Source organism: Anoxybacillus flavithermus (assembly GCF_002742685.1).
GTDB lineage: Bacteria > Bacillota > Bacilli > Bacillales > Anoxybacillaceae > Anoxybacillus > Anoxybacillus flavithermus_E.
The window spans coordinates 13,712-34,165 of sequence record NZ_PEDM01000017.1; the positions used below are offsets into that span (position 1 = coordinate 13,712).

Genomic DNA, 20,454 nt, shown 5'->3' on the forward strand with positions numbered 1-20,454 from the left:
CCGATTTTCCTACCCTTTATATCGACCAGTAGGACGCCGTTTTCAATGGGAGTTTGTTCCCAACTATGAACGGACGAGCGTAAAAGAAGAAATGTCACGTGCCCCTGCATCATACAGAAGTTTTGCCGCTTCGTGCACCGTTGCGCCTGTCGTGTAAATATCATCCACAATCACAATGCGCTTTTCTGCCACATTTTCCCCGGTGATACAAAACTTCCGTCCAGTGAAACGTTCACGTCTCGTTTTTTTCGATTGTTTTTCATCATCGATACGTCGCAAAGCAAAAATCATCGGCAATGGCAAAAGGGAAGCGATCGCCTCCGCTTGATTAAATCCGCGTTCAGCTAGTCGAGAAGGGCTAAGAGGAATGGGCACGAGGCATACATCGGAAGAAAAATGTTTAGAAAAAACGGTGCGAACATCGTGACGAAACGCTTCAATAAGTGCATAATCGCCGCGAAATTTAAAACGATTCATCACTTCTTTCATCCAATCATTGTACATATACACCGAGACATTTTGTTTCAAAACACTTTTTCGTTTTTCCCACGCGATGCAATCTTCACATACTGCCTGATCAATTAAACGGCTACATCGCTCACAACGATTCCCTTCCAAACGAATAAAACGAGCGCGGCAACGCGGGCAACAAACATCCGCTTGGCGAAGCGTCAAAAGCATCGCAAACGACATCGTCGGCATCCATTCATCATGACAAATCAAACATTTCATTCGTCAATCAACCCTCGCTTCCGTGCTTCATCGTTCATGCTTACAATATGGCGCTTTGCTTTAAGCATTGCTTTCGTTTTTCCAAAATGAAAAAAGCGAATGTCACCTGTCGGATATTGCGCACTTCGCCCGACTCGTCCAGCGATTTGCACGAGCGCACTTTCTGTAAAAATCGGCTGTTCTGCACCGAACACAGCGACATCAATGTTTGGCACAGTCACCCCGCGCTCTAAAATCGTCGTTGTCACGAGAATAGAAATTTGTCCGCGCCGAAAAGCGAGCACTTTTTCTTTTCGTTTCGGGTCTTCGGCATGTACCCCCTCAATGTGCGGATGGAATTGTTGTAAGTACGGAACGACTTGTTGTAAAAAATCGATGTAAGGAACGAAGAAAAAAGCTTGTTTGTTTCTTTCGAGATGTTCATTTACCCATTGAACGACACATGAAGGTAATCGGTTGTGACGCCACTTTTTTTTCCAGTTGCCGCACCATTCAAATGTCGGAACGGGAAGCGGACGGCGATGATACCGAGCAGGAATCGTCACCGCTTTTCGCTTTCCTCTTTTTACTTCACTTTGCCATTGTTCGTTAGGTGTTGCGGTTAAATAAATGAGTGAAGACGTCGGTTTTCGGGCACGTTCTACCGCATAGGAAAGCATCGGATCGACGCTATACGGAAATGCATCGACTTCATCAACAATCATGACATCAAAAGCACGGTAATACCGAAGCAATTGATGCGTCGTTGACACCGTCAATGAAGCAAGCTTGCCACGGTCTTGGCTACCGCCATATAACGCCGCCATATCGACCGATGGAAATACACTCGCCAAGCGCGGAGCTAGCTCTAATACGACATCTGTGCGCGGAGCGGCAATGCAAACACGCTTTCCTTGTGATAGCGCCATATTAATTCCCGCAAATAACACTTCCGTTTTTCCTGCACCGCATACGGCCCAAACGAGCAAGGAGTCGTTTCGATCAATCGCATGACACACTTCGTCGGAAGCAAGTTGTTGAGCTGGGGATAGTTTACCGCTCCATTTTAGCGGTGAAGAAAAAGAGGTGGAGGGAACAGGACCAGTCCATATGACGAGCGGATTGCATTCGCTACATCGTCCCATCATGATACATTTTCGGCAATACGTACATATACGTCCACAACGAGCACAAGGAAAAGAGGCAAAAAGTTGTTGATCTTCGTTGTCACATCGCACACAACGATACCCTTTCTTCGTTTTCACGATGCTTTCTACAACTTGAACATACTTCTCATCATAAGGAAAAGAAAGTTCAGATTTTAGCAGCTGTTTGCCTGCCATATACAAACAAATCACCTCACTAAAAAAGAAGTGGACAAGTCGCCCACTTCTTCTATTCGCGCTAATTAAAAAAATTCCTGTTTATTTGGTTCATCACCACAACATGTACTTGACAAGAGAGGGATTTTCTTGAGTCGCCGTGCACGAAAAACCTTATTTGCTTATTTTTCCTTATAAGTATAGAAAGGGCGTGTTCTGAAATAATCAAGTACAACTTTCGGTGAAGACCCGTTTATTTTTTATACCAACCGAATCCCATTGCTCCTTCACCTAAATGTGTGCCGATGACAGGTCCGAAATAGCTTAAGAAAAATTCCACATGTGGATATTGTTGCGCAAGCTTTTCTTTCCATGCGCGCGCTTCTTCTTCACGATTCGCATGAATGATGACCGCACGCATCGGAACGCCGAGCATCGCATCTTCCGCAAATAGCTCTTCTATTCGGCTTAACGCTTTTTTACGTGTACGAATTTTTTCAAATGGAACGATCACTTTATCAACAAAATGTAAAATCGGTTTCACTTGCAAAAGGCTGCCGATAAACGCCTGTGCCCCACTTAATCGACCGCCGCGCTGCAAATGTGATAAATCATCAACCATAAAATAAGCGCGCACCGACTGTTTCATTTCATCTAACCGCGCAATAATCGCCTCTGGATGCACACCTGCTTGCGCCATTTCTGCCGCTTCCATCGCATAAAATCCTTGCATCATGCAGCTAATTTCCGAATCGTATGCGTACACTTGAATCCCTTCAACCATTTGTCCGGCGGAAACGGCCCCTTGATACGTGCCACTAATACCGCTTGATAAATGAATTGAAATAACCGCATCGTATTGTTTTTTGAGCTGCTCAAACGTTTCAACAAATAGACCAATCGGCGGCTGTGATGTTGTCGGCAGTTGTTCGTTCGTTTTTACTTTGTCAAAAAAATCTTCTGCGCTTATATCGATTTCTTCTCGATACGTCTCGGTTCCAAAGACAACACTTAAAGGAATGATATGTATATTCAACTGTTCGCGAATGTGCTTTGGGATATATGCAGTACTATCTGTTAAAATCGCCGTTTTCATCGCTATTACCTTCCTTGTCCAAAATTTTTCCTATCTGCATTGTACTACAATACAACTATCGTTTGCATTGAAAAAGGTTGTCGAATCCACTCGACAACCTTATTTCACTTCGACCCAACCGTTTTTAATGGCAACGACTACGGCTTGTGTGCGATCGTTAACATTTAATTTTTGCAAAATATTGCTTACATGGTTTTTCACCGTTTTTTCGCTAATAAATAGCGCATCGGCAATGCCTTTATTGCTTTTTCCATCCGCCAACAACTGCAACACTTCGCATTCGCGGCGCGTCAATAAATGGTACGGTCGGCGTACATCTTGTTTTTGCTTCTCTTGTCCCATCGATTCCCCTGCAACGAGGCGACGATATTCTTTCACAAGATTATGCGTCACTTTCGGGTGTAAATACGACCCGCCTTCTGCCACAACACGAACGGCTTCAATTAAAGCGTCTGCATCCATCTCTTTTAATAAATACCCCATTGCTCCCGTTTGCAAAGCGTGCATGACGTAGCTTTCGTCATCATGAATCGACAAAATGATAACCTTTGTATCTGGATATGCTTCAATAAGCTGGCGCGTCGCTTCCACACCGTTGACGTGCGGCATGTTAATATCCATAATGACAACATGAGGTTTATATTGTTCTACAAGCGCTAGCGCTTCGTCACCGTCGCTTCCTTCTGCAACAACTTCAAAATCTTGTTCAAAATCTAAAATACGTTTAATTCCTTCTCGAAATAGTTTATGGTCATCAATTAAAACGATGCGCGTCTTCATTGTTGCTCCCCTTTCTCTTCTGTGTAATGGAGTGGAATGTGCATAGTGACGATCGTTCCGCGTCCAAGTTGTGAATAAAGATGTAGCTTTCCTTCTAACCATTCAATACGCTCACGCATACCTATTAACCCAAATGCTTTATCTTTTTTCTCATTCGGATTAAACCCTTTGCCATCATCTTTCACGACGATCAGCAAACTATCCTTTTTTAGCTCCATTTTCACTTGAATCTCCTTCGCCTCTGCATGCTTTAATGCGTTTTGCACCGCTTCTTGCACGAGACGAAAAATAGCGACTTCAAAACGATCGGACAAGCGACGCACCTCTCCTATGTATGTAAATGTAATCGTTTTTTTATGATATTCTTCGATCGTTTGTAAATATTTTTTTAACGTCGGAATTAATCCAAGATCATCAAGCGCCATTGGCCGCAAATCGTAAATGATCCGACGCACTTCATACAACGCAGAGCGAACCATCTTTTTTAAATCGCGCATTTCACGAATCGCCTCTTCCGCTCCACGTTCGCGGTAAATGCGTTCAATTAAATCAGAACGCATAATGACGTTCGCAAGCATTTGTGCTGGACCATCGTGAATTTCTCGCGACAGGCGCTTCCGTTCTTCTTCTTGCGCCTCAATAATACGAAGTCCAAATTCTTGTTTTTCATTGGCACCAGTAATAAATTCGCTCAACTCACGAAAATCCCCATTCAAATAATTTAGCACAACGGTCACTTGACTGATTAAATGGTCTGCCCGTTCAATCGTTTCTTTGACAGAAGCAAGCCGTCTTTCTAACTCATCGCGGCGTTGACGTAACTGTTTTTCTTTTTCTTGCGCCATGGCTAGTTCCATTTGTAGCGAATGCGCTTTCTCGTACGCTTGTCGAATTTCCGCTTCGGTATAACGCGAGAAGTTTTTACTGACGTCTGACAGCCGTTGTCGTGCTAACTTTGTTTTCATTTCTAAGTCGTCTGTTTGAGCAATGACACGTTGTACTTCTTCTTTCGTTCGCCGCAGCTCTTCAAGCAACCGCTCATGTTCTTTGCGCGATTGTTCACTAATATGAAAAATTTCCGCTTTACTTTGATCGACCGTTTCAATCATTTTTTTTACAATTCGATCGAGCTCTTTTGCATTTATTTTTTTATTGGACATATGCACCACCTGAAGAAAAAATGACCAAAAGTCAATACAGATGACTTTTCTGACTTTTATTCGAGTATCATTCTTACTTTGAACATTTGACATATCATTTTATAATTTTTATTATAGCATGTTTCGGCTATTTCCATCAGCATTTTTCGACAAAATGCGCACAACATTCCAAGAAGCACGAGAGGTGATTACGCTTTGTTAGAGGCATACTATACAGTAAAAGGATATGGAGAAACAGAAATCGTCATTGAAAAATCGCGCTTCATTTGTTACGTCGAACGCGCGACAACTGAAGAAGAAGCGATTCGCTTTATCCAACAAATAAAGAAAAAACATTGGGATGCGACGCATAACTGCTCCGCTTATATAATTGGGGAACACGACCATATTCAAAAAGCAAACGATGACGGGGAACCAAGCGGCACCGCAGGCGTTCCGATGCTTGAAGTGTTAAAAAAGAAAAAACTAAAAGACACTGTTGTTGTCGTCACACGATATTTCGGCGGCATTAAACTCGGCGCCGGCGGTCTTGTGCGCGCTTACGGCAAAGCTGTTACTGAAGGACTAAAAGCAGCGGGCATTGTCGAACGGAAACTCATGCGCATCATGCATACAACAATTGACTACACGTGGCTCGGGAAAGTCGAAAACGAACTGCGCGCCTCAATCTATTCCATTAAAGACATTCATTATGCAGAACACGTCACGATTGACACATACGTCGAAGAAAAACAAAAAGACAATTTCCGCGCATGGATGACCGAACTAACGAACGGCAAAAGCACAATCATCGAAGGCGAGCACGTATATGTGGAGTTTGACGTCGCACAGTAAAAAATTTTCGTTTACGACTTCATAAAAATTTTGTAAAATGATGATTGTTTACATGTCGATATTTGTTGAACTTTTGAAAAAGGGGAACGACGATGGAAAATAGACGAGCATATATGAAAAAAAAGAAGAAAAAAAGAAAAATATGGAGATTTATTATACTCCCACTGCTTCTTCTTATCGTTGGAGGCGGGGCATACGCGACGTTTCTTTTCAATAAGGCACAATCTGTTATCCAGCAATCGTTTGAGCAAATTGATGGACGCGAAAAATCAGAAAAACGAATAAAAGAAGTCGATCCAAATTCAGATAACATTTCTGTTTTATTTATCGGCGTAGACGACAGCAATATTCGGCAAAAGAGGGGAATGGGGGCGGTACGTTCCGATGCGCTTGTCCTTGCGACATTTAACGTGAAAGATAAAACGGTAAAATTGCTTAGCATCCCACGTGACTCTTACGTATACATTCCAATTGAGAAAAAATACGATAAAATTACACACGCCCATGCATACGGCGGGGTAAAAGCAACGGTCGAAACGGTTGAGGAATTGCTCGATATTCCAGTCGATTATTACGTCAAAATGAATTTTGAAGCGTTTGTTGATGTTGTTGACGAACTCGGTGGCATTGAGTTTGATGTCCCTTATGAACTTCGCGAAATGGATTCACATGATCGGAAAAACGCGATTCATTTAAAACCAGGCTTACAAACATTAAATGGCGAAGAAGCGCTGGCGCTTGCAAGAACTCGGAAATATGATAACGACATTGAGCGCGGCAAACGTCAACAAGAACTCATGAAAGCAATCTTTAAAAAAGCAATGAGTGTCCAGTCACTAACGAAATTTGACGATATCATGGAAGCTGTCGGTAAAAATATGACAACAAACTTAACGTTTGAAGAAATGAAAGGCTTTTTTGCTTATGCAACAAAAGGAGCAGGAGCAAACATTGAAACGCTTCATCTGAAAGGAGAAGACGCACGTATTAGTGGCGTATATTATTACCGATTAGATGAAGCAACCGTAGATGAAATTAAACAAACGTTAAAAACACATCTCGATGTATCGTCGTATCAAGCAAGAACAGAACAATTCGCGCAAGAAAAATAAGAGGGTGTCCAGCGAGACACCCTCTTATTTTTTATGAAATTTTTCTCATACCCCGAACCATTTTTAGTAATGGACGATAGTCTTTTCCGACAAGCCCGATTTTTTCAACAATAAGCTCAACAACAAGTAAAACGAACGCAATAACGAGCAATGCCCCAAACATTGTTGCTTTCGATAACACAACAGCCGCAAGACCAAACATCGCTGCCATGGCGTAAATAATTAACACTGTTTGACGGTGGCTATAGCCAAGACGCAATAGGCAGTGATGTAAATGTGATTTATCTGGCGCTGATAACGGTTGCTTATTAACGATGCGTCTGACGATCGCAAATAGCGTATCGGAAATAGGTACCCCTAAAATGAAAATCGGGATGATTAACGAAAACACCGTAACGTTTTTAAAACCAAGAAGCGATAGCACCGAAATCATATAGCCTAAAAATAATGCCCCTGTATCGCCCATAAAAATTTTTGCTGGATGGAAATTATATAAAAGAAAACCGAGCGTACTTCCAAGCAATAATAAGCTCATCGCAAAAACGAACACATACGTATTTCCCATGGTCGCCGCCATTCCAGCAATTGTAACAAGCGCAATCGACGATACGCCAGCAGCTAAACCGTCTAAACCGTCAATTAAGTTAATCGCATTTGTAATTCCAATAATCCAAAGCATCGTAATCGGAATGCTTAATAACCCAAATTCCAAATGACCACCAAATGGCAAGTTGATGAAATCAATACGAATGCCACCATATACGACAACAATCGCGGCAATGATTTGACCGAGCAACTTCCACTTTGGCGGCAGCTCATATATATCATCAAGCACGCCCGTTAGTACGATGATCGTTGCACCAATAACAATCGCTGTTGCGTACGGGCTAGCTGGTTTCAACACAAAATAACCGACGATAAAACTAATGAAAATGGCTAATCCGCCTAAACGCGGCATAATTTTTTGATGCACTTTCCGCTGATTTGGCTTGTCCGTTGCACCAATTCGAAACGCCAACCATTTAACAGCAGGCGTAATGAGCACAGCCAAAACAAAACAAAGAAATAAGGTGAAATAAATCATAAAAAACCTCCCTACTCGTTAGCATTCCCGATTTTTCAATCCATTATCGTTCAAAAAGTAACACTTTCTACCATCTTTTCTCACAAACCTATCAGACATTATACCATAAATTTTAAAATCGACAAATGGAAAATAGAAAACTAGAATTTTGTTACATTTTCGTCCTTTTTGTTGAAATCATTTGTTATAATAATGTGAGATAGATAGAGTTAAGGGAGGAGAAGACTGGTGAAAAAAAGAACGATTGTCGTGATGTTGCTTGCAGCGATGTTAACCGTATCGACATCGAAAGCATTGGCAAATAGCGAGCCTGTTTTAGCAAGCGTAGAATGGGTACTAGCGAAACTAAATCCGCTAAATGAGCGCGTCACGAAACTTGAACAACGTGTTCAACAGCTTGAACAAGAAGTCGAGAAATTGAAACAACAAATAGAGGCGGCGAAATAATGATGAAAAGCATTCGATGGGTGTTAGTTACTTTCATCTTAATTCTTTTTCTACCAACATCGGTTGATGCTGTATCGTATCCGACGCCTGTAAAAGTAAAACTATTGCCAACAGCAACGTTTCTTGCAACAGCGAATGGAAACTATCAGCTTATTGATTTAAAAACGAAACAAGCCATCCCATTTACAAATCCGATTGCCTTTTCGCAAACGAATGGGGCGGTTGTCGCCACGATTAATGGCGTTTCTTACACATCGACAAGCGGTTTTTTATTAGATGAAGTGACAAGAAACGATCAACATGACGTCACAATCGGCAGCATTCAACAAGCAAACGGCACATCAGCACCTGTAGCATATCGCGGCTCTTTTGAAATTACTCCGGGGGCGACCGCACCGAACTTATTTAATACATTAGATATGGAAGATTACTTAAAAGGCGTTGTCCCTGGAGAAATGCCATCATCTTGGCATAAAGAAGCGTTAAAAGCACAAGCGGTTGCAGCACGCAGCTACGCATACGCTCAACTGAAAAAGTCATCGTTTTTACAAATGACCGTTGCTAGCCAAGTATACGGTGGCAAATCAAAAGAACAAGCCACATCCACAGCAGCAGTCAATGAAACAGCAGGAATATATGCGACGTATCAAAATGAGCCCATTCCTGCATACTTTCACTCAAGTTCTGGCGGGAATACAGAAAATAGCGAAAATGTGTGGAGTAGCACCGTTCCGTACATTCGCTCGGTGTCCGATCCGTACGATCGCCATGCGAGCAATCCGCACTACGGATGGGATACAAAAGTAGGAGTCAATACAGTATCATCAAAATTTAAACTAACAAACGAACAAGTCGTATCGCTTCGTGTGACGCAAAAAACAAATGCAGGAAGCGTACAACAAATGGAAGCAATCGTGTATAACCCAACAACAGGACAAAAACGAGTTGTACAAGCTCGCCCTTCTTTCGTCTCATCTGCTGATGCGTTTCGTTCATTTTTTGGCGTTTCATTAAAAAGTATTGCCTTTGATGTGAAAGGAAATACCAATGTAAAAATAAAACTTGCGGACGGTTCAGAACAAACGGTTGACCATATTGCTGGCTATGCGCTTCAAACGAATAGCGGACAAACGATCATTTCAAACGGAAATACTTCGATTCGTACGGAAAATGGAACGATGTACTATCCAACTGCCCCAACTGAATTTATATTCACAGGCAATGGCTGGGGGCATCGCCTCGGCATGAGTCAATGGGGCGCACGCTCTATGGCAGAAAAAGGATTTACGTACGATCAAATTTTAAAGTACTATTATAAAGGCATTGAAGTGAAAAAAATCAAATAGGCTGTGCCTGTGCACAGCCTATTTGATTTGTAACGCACGATGCATAAACGTCGCAAAATGAGCGCGGGTCGTCGGTTGTTCTGGATAAAAATAACCGCTATCCCCTTCTGCAATACCGTGTTGGGAGATGATGCGAATTTCTAACGCTCCTTCTGTTCCACTCGCTACATCTTTATATCCTGCATATGGTGCTGACGTTGCCTGCAGGCGAAAAGCGCGTTGAATAATCATCGCCATATGTTTTCGCTTCATTGATTCTCGAGGGGCGAAGCGATTGTTCGGATACCCTCCGACAAAGCCCGCCTCATATGCTGTCATAATTTCACGCGCAAACGGATGGGAGTTGGGAACATCCGCAAAAATCGATGGCTTATTCGATAGCGGCAATTGAAACGCCCTTACAAGCATCGCTGCTGCTTGCGCGCGCGTAATCGCTTGGTTTGGAGCAAATAAACCGTTGCCAACGCCACCGACAATGTTTTCACGATATAAACGGGTGACTGGCACATACGCCCAATGACCGATCGGAACATCTTTAAACGCTTGCGGCGATTCCGCAGCTGTTTTCATTTTTGCTAGCTGTTGTTCGAGCTGCTTCATTTTTTCGTCGATTTGACTTAAACGGCGATCCGTATCTGTTAACTGTTGTTCCGTCCATGGTGCTGTCGCTATCTCTTGTTCTTCGCTTGCCCCCGCATGTTCCTGTTCGCATGCTGCTAGTAAAAGCGCGCTAACAGAAACAACGAAGAGAATCCACCTTCTCACCACGCCACCCCCTCTATTGCGCTGTATAGTATTTTACAATACCTTGATAAATCGCTTCTGCATATATATTTTGATACTCTGACGATGTCAACTTGGCACGATCTTCGGCGTTAGAAATAAATCCAAGTTCAACGAGTACACTCGTGACGCTATTGTTGCGCAACACATACAGCCCGCTATTTTTTACGCCACGATCGACCATATTCGCCATGCGGACAATCTCCTCTTGAATGTATTGCGCTAATTTTTTGCTTTCTTCAGCATTCGGATTCGTTGATGAATCGTAATACACTTCTGCTCCTTTCGCACTTGTGTTCGTCGCTGAATTTGTGTGAATGCTGACAAACATTTCGGCATAGTTATTTTTTGCAATATCGACACGATCTTGCAGCGTTGGGTACACATCAGTCTCCCGCGTCATAATAACCGTTGCACCTGCTTTTTCAAGTTTATCTTTTAACAATTTGGCTACTTCAAGCACAATCGTTTTTTCATTTGCTCCCCCGCTTATCGCACCGGGATCTTTCCCGCCATGCCCGGCATCGACGACAATAATGCGCCCTTTCACAGGTGAGCCTGCGATATTTCGCAATTTTAAATATGTTTTATGCACGTAAGCAAACTGACCATTATAAGCAATTTTTGCCCAATATCCGCTTATATCGTACACATCCACAACTTGTCCTTTTTGCAATGTTCCAACAAGCGTTCCTGTCGTTGACGGCGTTTGTCGAACATTTAGCGTAGAAATCGTCACCGTTCCTTGAATATTTGTTTTTCCTTGTTCGATTAAGTCCGGCAACGGCAAACGGAACTGATCGTTAATCGTCCGAGCTAACAACGTCGCAAATTCAGCACGAGAGATGGCGTCTTTCGGGAAAAATTGTCCGTCCCGTCCGTTCGCTATACCGTGATAATATAGGCGATTAATGTGCGCAAGCGCCCAATGTCCCACTGTGTCTTTAAATACCGCCGCGGCCTCAACCGCAGCACCTTTGCTTGGAAGAGAAAAAGCGTTCACAAGAACGATGCTCATTTCGGCGCGGGAAAGACTGTCATTTGGACGAAAATTCGTCGTACCGTCTCCCCCCATAACGCCAAGCTGTACCGCACGCGCAATCCAGCCACGCGCCCAATGATTTGCTGGAATATCTTGAAATGGCAACGTTCCCTCGTTCCACTCTGTTTGCCCAAGAGCGCTAATGATCATTTTTGCCGCTTCTGCCCGCGTCACCGATTGCGCTGGGCGGAACTCTGATGTTTGTCCAATTTGATAACCGTTAATAATTTGCGCATTTGCTAAAAAATCAATTTCATTTTTTGCCCAATGATTGTCCCCGACATCAACAAATCGTCCTTCTTGCTTTGATTCTGTGTTTGCCCAACTATGCAAGGGAACAGAAAAAAAAGCAAGAAAAACGATCAACAAACAATATACGCCACGTTTCCCCAGCATGTTCTTCTCCCTTTCGACATTTTTCTACCATTAAGCATAACAAACAATCCTAACCTTTTCCATACCCGACAACGCATATTTTTCTTTTCGGCACATCTCTATCTTTTTCGACAAAAAACGACACTAAACGACAAATTTATACAACAAAGTTATTATTTTTGTAGTGATTTTTTTTATAAAAAGGCTATACTTACTTATGCGATAAGGTTTTGGTTGCTAAGTCAGCCTCCCCGCCCTCTGGAAATGGCGGGGCTTTTTTTATGCTCATTTTGTCGGATTTTGTCGAATAAATGTCGACGTACGTACAAGCATGGCGCACATTTGCGCTCTCGTCACAGGTTCATTCGGATGAAAATATGGGGTTTTTGCCACGATCCCTCGTTCCGCTAGCAACTGCACCGCTTTCCACATATGTTGTTGTGTTATATCTTGAAATGGGTAAACAGAACGAATCGGCTCGTTCTCTAGTTGAAGCGCACGCACGAGGAGTAAAGCAAACTGTCCACGCGTCAGTTGCTCATGTAAAAATGCTCGTTCCCCATTCCCTTTCACAATTCCTTTTTCCGCAGCTGTTGCAATAATAAGCGCATCAGTTGATGTAAGTGGCACATCGGCAAATGGAGATTGCAAGATGGACGGTACCTCCCATCGGAATAAACGAGAAAGCATGACGATACTTTGTCGGCGTGTGACACGATCATTTGGACGAAACAATCCGCTTGGAAGTCCGCGTATGACCTGTAGTTGCTGTGCTTGCATGATCGCATCATATGCCCAATACGTTTTTTTTACATCAGAAAACGTTGCCGTTCGAATAGGAACGGAACGGACGTCATAGGCGACTACTCGTTTTTGATCGTCGGTAATGACAACCGCCACATCTCCTTGTTGTTTAGCTAAATCAAACAAACGAAACGGCATCATTTCTTTAGCTACGTTAAACGAATGAACGAGCTTTCCGTTCACAAAAAGATGACCTTGTTTCCCGACAAAGCGAGAAGACAAACCTAAAATATACGTGCGATTTTTTTCAATGGGCTGTCCCGGCTGTAAATTTAGCCAGTCGATGCCTAGTGGAGTCGATAAAGCGATGGCTTGTTGCCACTGTATCATTCCATATCCGGTATATATATCATATCCGCGCCAATACACGTCTTTTGCTGTTTTCCATAAACGTTTCCGAAGTTGAATCGCATCTTCTTCAGGATACATCGCCTGCAACGTCGCAAGTAATGCCGAAACGTGCGGCGCTGCCATCGATGTTCCTCGCATCGTACGATAGCCAGATAAATATGTGCTAATTAAAAAATCTCCTGGGGCACTCACTTCCACATCCCAACCGTAATTTGAAATAGAAAGAGGATTTTGTTTTCGATCAATGGCCGCTACCGTAATGACCCCAGGATAACTCGCAGGATAAATGTTTGTCGTCAGCATATGACTATTGCCAGCCGCCGCCACAACATGCACACCACGTTTTACAGCTTCTTCGATGATCGATTTTAACACTTCTGTTTCTCCTTGACCGGCTAAACTTAAATTAATAATGGAAGCGCTGTGCTCAAGCGCGTATTTGACCCCTTTGGCAATTTCAAAGTCACCGCCGACTCCGTAACGGTCTAACACTTTAATTGGTAAAATATCGATTGGCGCGTCCCCAATCAGTCCTGCTATTCCTTTTCCGTTATTGACGCTAGCAGCTAAAATCCCCGTCACATGCGTCCCATGTCCAAATGTATCATCGGCATATCGCTTGTTTTCTGCATAATCCACGCTGACACTATATAGCACATGATCGCTTAAATCTTCATGTGATGCGACGCCCGAATCGACGACCGCAATGAGAATATGATTAACCCCTTTCAATTCCATAATGCGCGGAGCTTTTGTCCAATTTGGTGCCGTAACATATAAATGAACCGTTGAGGAAGGACGAGAGAGAAGAACATCCAGACGAGCAAGTTCTCCTTCGTTCTCCCCTAACATCGCCCCTGTTTCATCTTTCACCTGTATACGCCACGGTCCTTCGATATGATCGACTGTGACAGAAAGGCGAGATAATGTTTCTTCTCCGAGCGCAATGACGATATGTTCCCCTTCAAACGATTCACCATCGTACACGTATTCTCGTCCATCAACAATCATCTGTTTACCGATCAGCCGATTCATAGATGTTAGCGAAGGCATGGACCAACGAATCATCGGCAAAGACCATTGCTCAGAAAACAACGGGTCATCAATCGCAGCTTGCTTCATATCGTTTTTCTCCATTTTTAAAACAAACGGCAAGCGAGAGATCTTTTCCCGTTCTTCTTCTGTTACCGCCACTTTCGCAAACGATCCGACCGTATCTACAACGTATGATTGGATATAAGAGAAATTTGACGGATGCCGCACTTGCACGATCCATTCCTCTTTTTCGTTCGCTTGGACGACGCAAGGAAATAAAAAGAAAACAACACATAGCCATAACCACCTGTTCACACTTGCCACCTCCTACGTACTTCCATTGTATCGCCTTCCCTTCGGCATGAATAGACAAAAATCGCAACTACATAAAATAGGCATTTAACTGAAAAATAATAGTTTTTTAATATTTTAATAAAAAATATTTGTAGAATTTTGTTATAATGTAGAAGATTCATAATGAAATAGAAGGAGGAAAAAAGATGTACAAAATGAAAAAATGGCTTGTGCTTGCTTGTATGTTTGCGGTTGCCTTCGTTCTCCAACCACAAGCATCTGAAGCAAGCGAACATGTAACACGCGGGGAGTTTATTCAACAACTGATTACGACGCTTGGAGTCGATGTCAAAAGTGAAGTAAAAGATCTTCCTTTTACAGACGTTGACCCACAACTTGCACCTTACGTCGAAGCAGCTATTCGTCTTGGCATCGCAAGCGGAAAGACGGAAACGACATTTGCGCCAAATGAAAAACTAACACGTGAACAAGCATATGTCTTTCTCATTCGCTCGTTACAACTTCGTCATCACTACGCAACGAACGTATTTAAATTGTACAAAGATGGAGAAGCGACAAAGCCTTGGGCAAAACAATCGCTCGCTGCAGCTCTTCATCTCGGGTTGCTCCAAGGATATAGCGATAAAACGATTCGACCACAACAATGGCTCACAGCTGAGCAAACAAAAACGATTTTAAAACGATACGAAACAAATATTGAAAAAATTACATTCATTCATACAAATGATACACATGGCCGCATTATTGCGAACGAAAAGAACGGGGAAATGGGCTTTGCAAAAATCGCAAAAATTGCTCAAGATGCGCGTCAAAAAAATAAACAAACGTTACTTGTCGATTTAGGCGATACGTTTCATGGGACTACATATGTTAATTTAAATAGCGGACAAGCTGTCGTTGATTTGATGAATGCGATGAAATACGATGCAATGGTTCCAGGCAACCACGATTTCAACTACGGTCAAAACCGTTTGCTTGAGCTAAAACAAGCGGTTCAATTCCCAGTCGTTAGCGGAAACATTTATAAAAACGGACAACCATTTTTACCTGCCTATACGATTAAACAAGTCGGCAATAAAAAAATTGCCCTTGTCGGTTTAACAGCGACAGATACAGCAGTAAAAACAAATCCTGCAGGCATTGTTGGCATTACATTCGCCGATGAAGAAGCGACGTTAAAACAACTCGTAAGTGAATTAAAAGGAAAAGTAGACCACATTGTCGTCTTATCACACTCTGGCTTACAAACAGACGAAAAACTGGCAAACAACGTATCGGGCGTCGATGTCATTCTCGGCGGTCATAGCCACGATACAATTGAAGCACCGAAAAAATTTAAATATGCATACGTTTCGCAAGCGTTTGAATACGGAAAAGCGCTCGGACAAACGAATTTATTATTCTACAAAGGCAAACTAATCGGCGTCAACGGCTTCTTATATCGCGATCATGCAACAAAACAAGAAGATGCAAACATTCGAGCGATCGTTGACACGTACAAATCAAATGTAGATGCTACGCTACAACAAGTGCTCGCAACCATTGACGTTAACTTAGACGGCGAACGCGCAAACGTACGGACGAAAGAAACAAACCTTGGCAACCTCATTGCTGATGCGATGCGCCAAGCGCTACAAACCGATGTTGCCCTAACAAATGGTGGTGGGATTCGCGCTTCCATTCCAAAAGGAGATGTCACACGCAATCACGTGCTAACAACATTACCTTTTGCCAATACACTTGTGAAAGTATCGATGAGTGGAGCAGATTTGAAAAAAGCGCTTGAACACGGCGTGCGGCTCTATCCTGAACAAAATGGAGGTTTCCCGCACGTTTCAGGTATTCGTTTCACATTTGATCCGACAAAACCAGCCGGATCGCGCATTACATCCGTTCAAATTAACGGACAACCGCTTGATGAAACGAAAACGTATACCGTTGCCACAAACGACTTTATCGCAAAAGGCGGCGACGGCTACGACATGTTCGCCGCAAGCAAACTCGAATTTGATAGCGGTGAATTGTTAAGCACCGTCGTCATGAACTATTTACAATCACAAAAACCGATTCCAACGGTAGAAGGGAGAATAACTGTCACGAATCAATAAAAGACGTCCACATGGGCGTCTTTTATTGCGTTAAATTCCAAAATACGTGACAAAAGGAAATGATATGGTATAATGTGTTGGGAAGGAGTGGTAGTTTTGTTTAAAAAAATTATTGGATATGCACTCATTGCACTCATGATCTTTTCATCTATCCCAACATCTACCGAGGCAACAAGTATTCGACCGATGCATATCCCCATCATCTCAAACGGAAAAGCGCTACAAACAGATGCATCGCCGATTATGGTGAACAATCGCATTCTCGTCCCATTTCGAGCGATCGCTCAAACGATGGGGGCAAATGTTTTTTGGAATGCAAACACAAAACAAGTAACGGTTCAAAAAAATAAAAAGGTTATTTTTCTTACAGTTCAATCATCGGCAGCGACAATCAATGATCAAACCGTTACACTTGACGCCCCACCAATCATTTACAAAGGGCGCACGTTTGTCCCTATTCGGTTTGTCGCTGAAGCGCTTGACGCCAACGTGCAATGGACTGGAAAAGAGGTGCGCATCTTTTGGTCAGTTCTCCAGACAAGTGCTGGGGCAGTGTACGTGAACCAAACGAAAGTTACAAACAACACCATGACGGATGGGGTATATACATATGTTCCGTTAAAAAAATTGTTAACAGCGATCGATGTAAATGTTGATTGGATTGAAACAGAGGAAACGATGCTCGTTCGCTTATCTCGCGGACAAATGACAATTACAGAAGGAAAAAAAGAATTAGTAGTTGATGATCATCAGATTGTCGCACCGCTTGCACCAATTCGACTAAACGATGAATGGTACGTATCTGCTTCATGGGTCATGACTGTTTTTGGCGCACAAATGACTCGAAACGGAAATAACGATTTATTTTTCTCGATTCCTCGAACGACGTTTCGCAGTCCGTTACTGCCAATCGCCGAAACTTCAATTGCTGTCCCACAGCACGTGACAACACCAAAAATGGCTGATGACCGTCGTCTATTAATAAGCGACAACCCAGAAGTGTTAACACCTGTTTCTGTGCCAAATCAGCAAGCGACGTTAGCACTTGATCACGTGCAAGGACAACAAGGAACGATGGACCATCGCGTATTTGGCTGGCACGTCAACAACTTAGGCACTCGCGCCACTGTCGCCATTATTGTTGACAATCGTTCTTCTAACGACATCATTGTCACGAATATAAAAGGAACATCCCGAACAAGTCCAAACAGTTGGGGACATTACGATGTCGGTTTACCACTGGCTGAAACGGTGCTACGACAAGCGCTCACAACCGCACCAACGGTGAAAGTGAAAGCAGGAACGAGCGCAGTCATTCAAGCGTTTGATGTGTCAAACAACCAACTGCTCGGATTTTTATATGACTTCACCATTCAGCAAGAAAACGGTACAGGAAACTATCGCATTCGCACAGTCGTCACAAGCTCGTCAGCGAATTTCTCAACGATTTCTCCTACGCTCGCACCACTTGATTCTTATGCGACTCATCCGCGCGGCGTGTGGAAAGGAACAACGTTAGAAGCCACGTTGCCGACATATACGATCGATAACGAACCAGTCGCCTACAGCATATCAAACGGAAAAACAGATCATCTTCTTTCCGTTGCCAATGCATTAAGCGACCCGACCGAAACGGTGCACAATCCCGGTCATTACGGCTTAACGTACCGTCTATCGCTTCCGATTCAAAATGAAACGGGGGAAATACAAACGGTTCGCCTCCGTTTTAGCGCCCGCGGCGGGTCATATTGTGGGGCTGTAAAAGTAAACGGTGTCGTCTATGTCATCCCGCCGCTTCGGCCATTTACACAATCTGCATCTGTCGACTATATCGTCTTTTCAAATCAAGACATGATCTCGCTTGAATTTATGCATGCAGGCGGAGCTGCACTGCCACTTGGGGTTGAAGTTTCGACGGTGAGAAAATAAAAGGATGTCCGCGATGGACATCCTTTTATTCGTTCAGCAATCGAAGCATTTCATACAACATTTTTGCTGCTTGTGCGCGCGTTGCCTTCCCTTTTGGCTCGAAAACCCGTTGACCATTCTGCATTTTCCCATCAATAATTTGTAGTTTCGCAGCCAACTGCACATCTTCACGGGCGTACGGCGCGATTGTGGAAGCATCCGTAAATGACACATTTCTTTCTTTTGCTCTTTCTAACACTTGTTCATTTTTGTATTGAATCGCACGTACAATCATCGTTGCCATTTGCTCACGCGTAATAGGAGCGTGTGGGTCAAAGCGTCCCCCATTTCCTTGAATAATGCCAGCTGCACTGGCTGCCTCAATTTCAGTAACAGCCCATCTCAACTTTTCGTTTACATCCGTAAATGTTCCTTTATATGTCGTCTTTGGCAAATGCAACGCCCTTGCCAATAATACAGCAAATTCCGCACGCGTTACATTTCCGTTCGGAACAAATTCATTTTCTTTCATTCCCTTAAGAACCATACGCGATGTTAATGATTCAATATACGTTTTCGCCCAATGCGTTTTCACATCAGCAAACGTTTTAAATTGCTCGATGACTGCATATGTGGAGAAATGAGATACGGAAGCAATCCATTCTTCTCCTTTCAATGTCCCACCAACATACTCCCACTGCTTTGTCTCTTCATTCCAATAATACGCTGCTGTATAGTCAACATTTTTTACTTGTTTACCAACATTCATGCGAATTTCAATTGGCTGCTGAAATAAACGATCATATTTTTTTCCATCTACTTGAATAGAGAAGTCGTATGCTCGGTACGCTTCGCTTTTTTGCACAGGAATAACTGTAACCGTTACACTTGAGCGGGCGTCAAACGACTGTAACGTAGCCGGTAAAATCGCTACTGTTGCACCACTTGTTTGAACAGCTAACGGTTTATTCGCTTTTACGATTTCACCGACTATTGCTGCAGAAACAATTGCTTGCTTCTCTACTTGAACCGTCACAGTTGACACCGATGACTGCAACTGCTGACGTACCGCCTCATCCACATTCTCTCCTTTTGATGGAGTGGGTTGAGGTGACGGTTTTGGCGTCGGTGTTGGCATTGGATTTGGGCTTGGTGACGGCGCCGGACTAGGCGTCGGTGTTGGGGCTGCGGAAACAGTAAAGCTTTTTTCGACTGTTTTTCCTAGAGCCTCCACTTTAACAATATAAGAACCGGTTTCAATGACACGAAATGTATGAGTGTATTGTCCATTATTATTTGAAAAAACACTTTCTTGTCTTAACGTTGTTCCGTTTTTCATCCATGTCACTTGCACACTTGTACTTAGCGCTTTTCCATCTTCTTTTACTATGCCTGAAACAGTAACTGTGTCTCCTTCCACATAAGAAGGAGCGTTTAATTGTGCAGTCAATTCAATTACTTTTTCTTTTTTTGGTTCTTCCACGACAAATGTTGTTGTCGCTTCTCCGCTACTTGCTTTTAAAGTGACGGTATATGTACCATACGCTGCATTATCTCTTAATGTAAAAAACGTCTGTACAGCACCATCAGTACTAATTTCACTATCATTCCACTGATATGTGTATTCAACCGATTGATTAGGACCTCGCACAGTTAATGTCGGCTTTGTCCCTCTTCCTTGTACATTTCCAAAGATATTCACCTTTTCTCCCCGCACATAAGAAGGTTTATCTGTTGATACAGTAACCCCGGCTGCCCATGCAGGAAAAGAAGAGAAGATCAGCAACAAACATAATAAAGTTGCTATTCCTTTTTTCATCTGTCATCCTCCCAAAGTATAG

Annotated in this window: 16 protein-coding genes; 6 read left to right on the top strand and 10 right to left on the bottom strand. The window is 43.0% G+C overall.

Annotated features, from left to right (window positions below; all coding sequences use genetic code 11):
- Nucleotides 1–63 precede the first annotated feature (63 nt).
- The 5 genes from CS060_RS08640 to CS060_RS08660 all read right to left on the bottom strand — a co-directional run bounded on the left by CS060_RS08640 (nucleotide 64) and on the right by CS060_RS08660 (nucleotide 5,069).
- On the bottom strand, nucleotides 64–732 hold the full coding sequence (locus tag CS060_RS08640; protein WP_035046426.1) for a ComF family protein: 669 nt from the start codon (nucleotides 730–732) through the stop codon (nucleotides 64–66).
- The gene (locus CS060_RS08645; protein ID WP_035046424.1) at nucleotides 729–2,069 is read right to left on the bottom strand and encodes an ATP-dependent helicase ComFA; all 1,341 of its coding nucleotides are present in this window, start codon (nucleotides 2,067–2,069) and stop codon (nucleotides 729–731) included. Before CS060_RS08645 ends, CS060_RS08640 begins: the two co-directional genes overlap by 4 nt.
- A 217-nt stretch (nucleotides 2,070–2,286) precedes the next feature.
- Nucleotides 2,287–3,129: a DegV family protein gene (locus CS060_RS08650; protein ID WP_035046422.1), complete on the bottom strand. Its 843-nt coding sequence runs from the start codon at nucleotides 3,127–3,129 to the stop codon at nucleotides 2,287–2,289.
- 99 nt (nucleotides 3,130–3,228) lie between these two features.
- Complete coding sequence (locus CS060_RS08655) at nucleotides 3,229–3,909, bottom strand: response regulator (RefSeq protein ID WP_035046420.1); 681 nt, start codon at nucleotides 3,907–3,909, stop codon at nucleotides 3,229–3,231.
- Nucleotides 3,906–5,069: a sensor histidine kinase gene (locus tag CS060_RS08660; protein WP_035046417.1), complete on the bottom strand. Its 1,164-nt coding sequence runs from the start codon at nucleotides 5,067–5,069 to the stop codon at nucleotides 3,906–3,908. Before CS060_RS08660 ends, CS060_RS08655 begins: the two co-directional genes overlap by 4 nt.
- Before the next feature lie 195 nt (nucleotides 5,070–5,264).
- Here CS060_RS08660 and CS060_RS08665 point away from each other — a divergent pair, with 195 nt between their 5' ends.
- The gene (locus CS060_RS08665) at nucleotides 5,265–5,903 is read left to right on the top strand and encodes a YigZ family protein (protein ID WP_035046415.1); all 639 of its coding nucleotides are present in this window, start codon (nucleotides 5,265–5,267) and stop codon (nucleotides 5,901–5,903) included.
- A 92-nt stretch (nucleotides 5,904–5,995) separates the two neighbouring features.
- On the top strand, nucleotides 5,996–7,015 hold the full coding sequence (locus CS060_RS08670; protein ID WP_035046413.1) for an LCP family protein: 1,020 nt from the start codon (nucleotides 5,996–5,998) through the stop codon (nucleotides 7,013–7,015).
- Between the two features lie 31 nt (nucleotides 7,016–7,046).
- On the opposite strand, the gene CS060_RS08675 is transcribed toward CS060_RS08670, so the two are convergent.
- Nucleotides 7,047–8,099, bottom strand: coding sequence for a glycosyltransferase family 4 protein (locus CS060_RS08675; protein WP_035046411.1), 1,053 nt, complete (start codon nucleotides 8,097–8,099; stop codon nucleotides 7,047–7,049).
- 228 nt (nucleotides 8,100–8,327) lie between these two features.
- On the opposite strand from CS060_RS08675, the gene CS060_RS08680 reads away from it, so the two are divergent.
- Together CS060_RS08680 and CS060_RS08685 are read left to right on the top strand one after the other, a co-directional pair.
- On the top strand, nucleotides 8,328–8,546 hold the full coding sequence (locus tag CS060_RS08680; RefSeq protein ID WP_035046409.1) for a hypothetical protein: 219 nt from the start codon (nucleotides 8,328–8,330) through the stop codon (nucleotides 8,544–8,546).
- Nucleotides 8,546–9,892, top strand: coding sequence for a SpoIID/LytB domain-containing protein (locus tag CS060_RS08685; RefSeq protein WP_035046407.1), 1,347 nt, complete (start codon nucleotides 8,546–8,548; stop codon nucleotides 9,890–9,892). The genes CS060_RS08680 and CS060_RS08685 overlap by 1 nt, the downstream gene beginning before the upstream one ends.
- 18 nt (nucleotides 9,893–9,910) lie before the next feature.
- Here CS060_RS08685 and CS060_RS08690 read toward each other — a convergent pair whose 3' ends face one another.
- The 3 genes from CS060_RS08690 to CS060_RS08700 all read right to left on the bottom strand — a co-directional run bounded on the left by CS060_RS08690 (nucleotide 9,911) and on the right by CS060_RS08700 (nucleotide 14,597).
- Nucleotides 9,911–10,657: an S-layer homology domain-containing protein gene (locus tag CS060_RS08690; protein WP_231563507.1), complete on the bottom strand. Its 747-nt coding sequence runs from the start codon at nucleotides 10,655–10,657 to the stop codon at nucleotides 9,911–9,913.
- 13 nt (nucleotides 10,658–10,670) lie between these two features.
- Nucleotides 10,671–12,113: an N-acetylmuramoyl-L-alanine amidase gene (locus CS060_RS08695; RefSeq protein WP_035046403.1), complete on the bottom strand. Its 1,443-nt coding sequence runs from the start codon at nucleotides 12,111–12,113 to the stop codon at nucleotides 10,671–10,673.
- Between the two features lie 264 nt (nucleotides 12,114–12,377).
- The gene (locus tag CS060_RS08700) at nucleotides 12,378–14,597 is read right to left on the bottom strand and encodes a S8 family peptidase (protein WP_035046401.1); all 2,220 of its coding nucleotides are present in this window, start codon (nucleotides 14,595–14,597) and stop codon (nucleotides 12,378–12,380) included.
- 185 nt (nucleotides 14,598–14,782) lie between these two features.
- Between CS060_RS08700 and CS060_RS08705 the strand changes: the two genes are divergently transcribed.
- Together CS060_RS08705 and CS060_RS08710 are read left to right on the top strand one after the other, a co-directional pair.
- Nucleotides 14,783–16,705 (top strand): 5'-nucleotidase C-terminal domain-containing protein, encoded by a 1,923-nt coding sequence (locus CS060_RS08705; protein WP_035046399.1) that lies wholly within the window; start codon nucleotides 14,783–14,785, stop codon nucleotides 16,703–16,705.
- An 87-nt stretch (nucleotides 16,706–16,792) separates the two neighbouring features.
- Nucleotides 16,793–18,634 carry a stalk domain-containing protein gene (locus CS060_RS08710; protein ID WP_231563506.1) on the top strand — a complete coding sequence of 614 codons (1,842 nt, stop codon included), beginning with the start codon at nucleotides 16,793–16,795 and terminating at the stop codon, nucleotides 18,632–18,634.
- Between the two features lie 25 nt (nucleotides 18,635–18,659).
- Here CS060_RS08710 and CS060_RS08715 read toward each other — a convergent pair whose 3' ends face one another.
- A complete protein-coding gene (locus CS060_RS08715; protein WP_035046395.1) occupies nucleotides 18,660–20,432 on the bottom strand; it encodes an S-layer homology domain-containing protein in 1,773 nt (590 codons plus the stop codon).
- Nucleotides 20,433–20,454 lie beyond the last annotated feature (22 nt).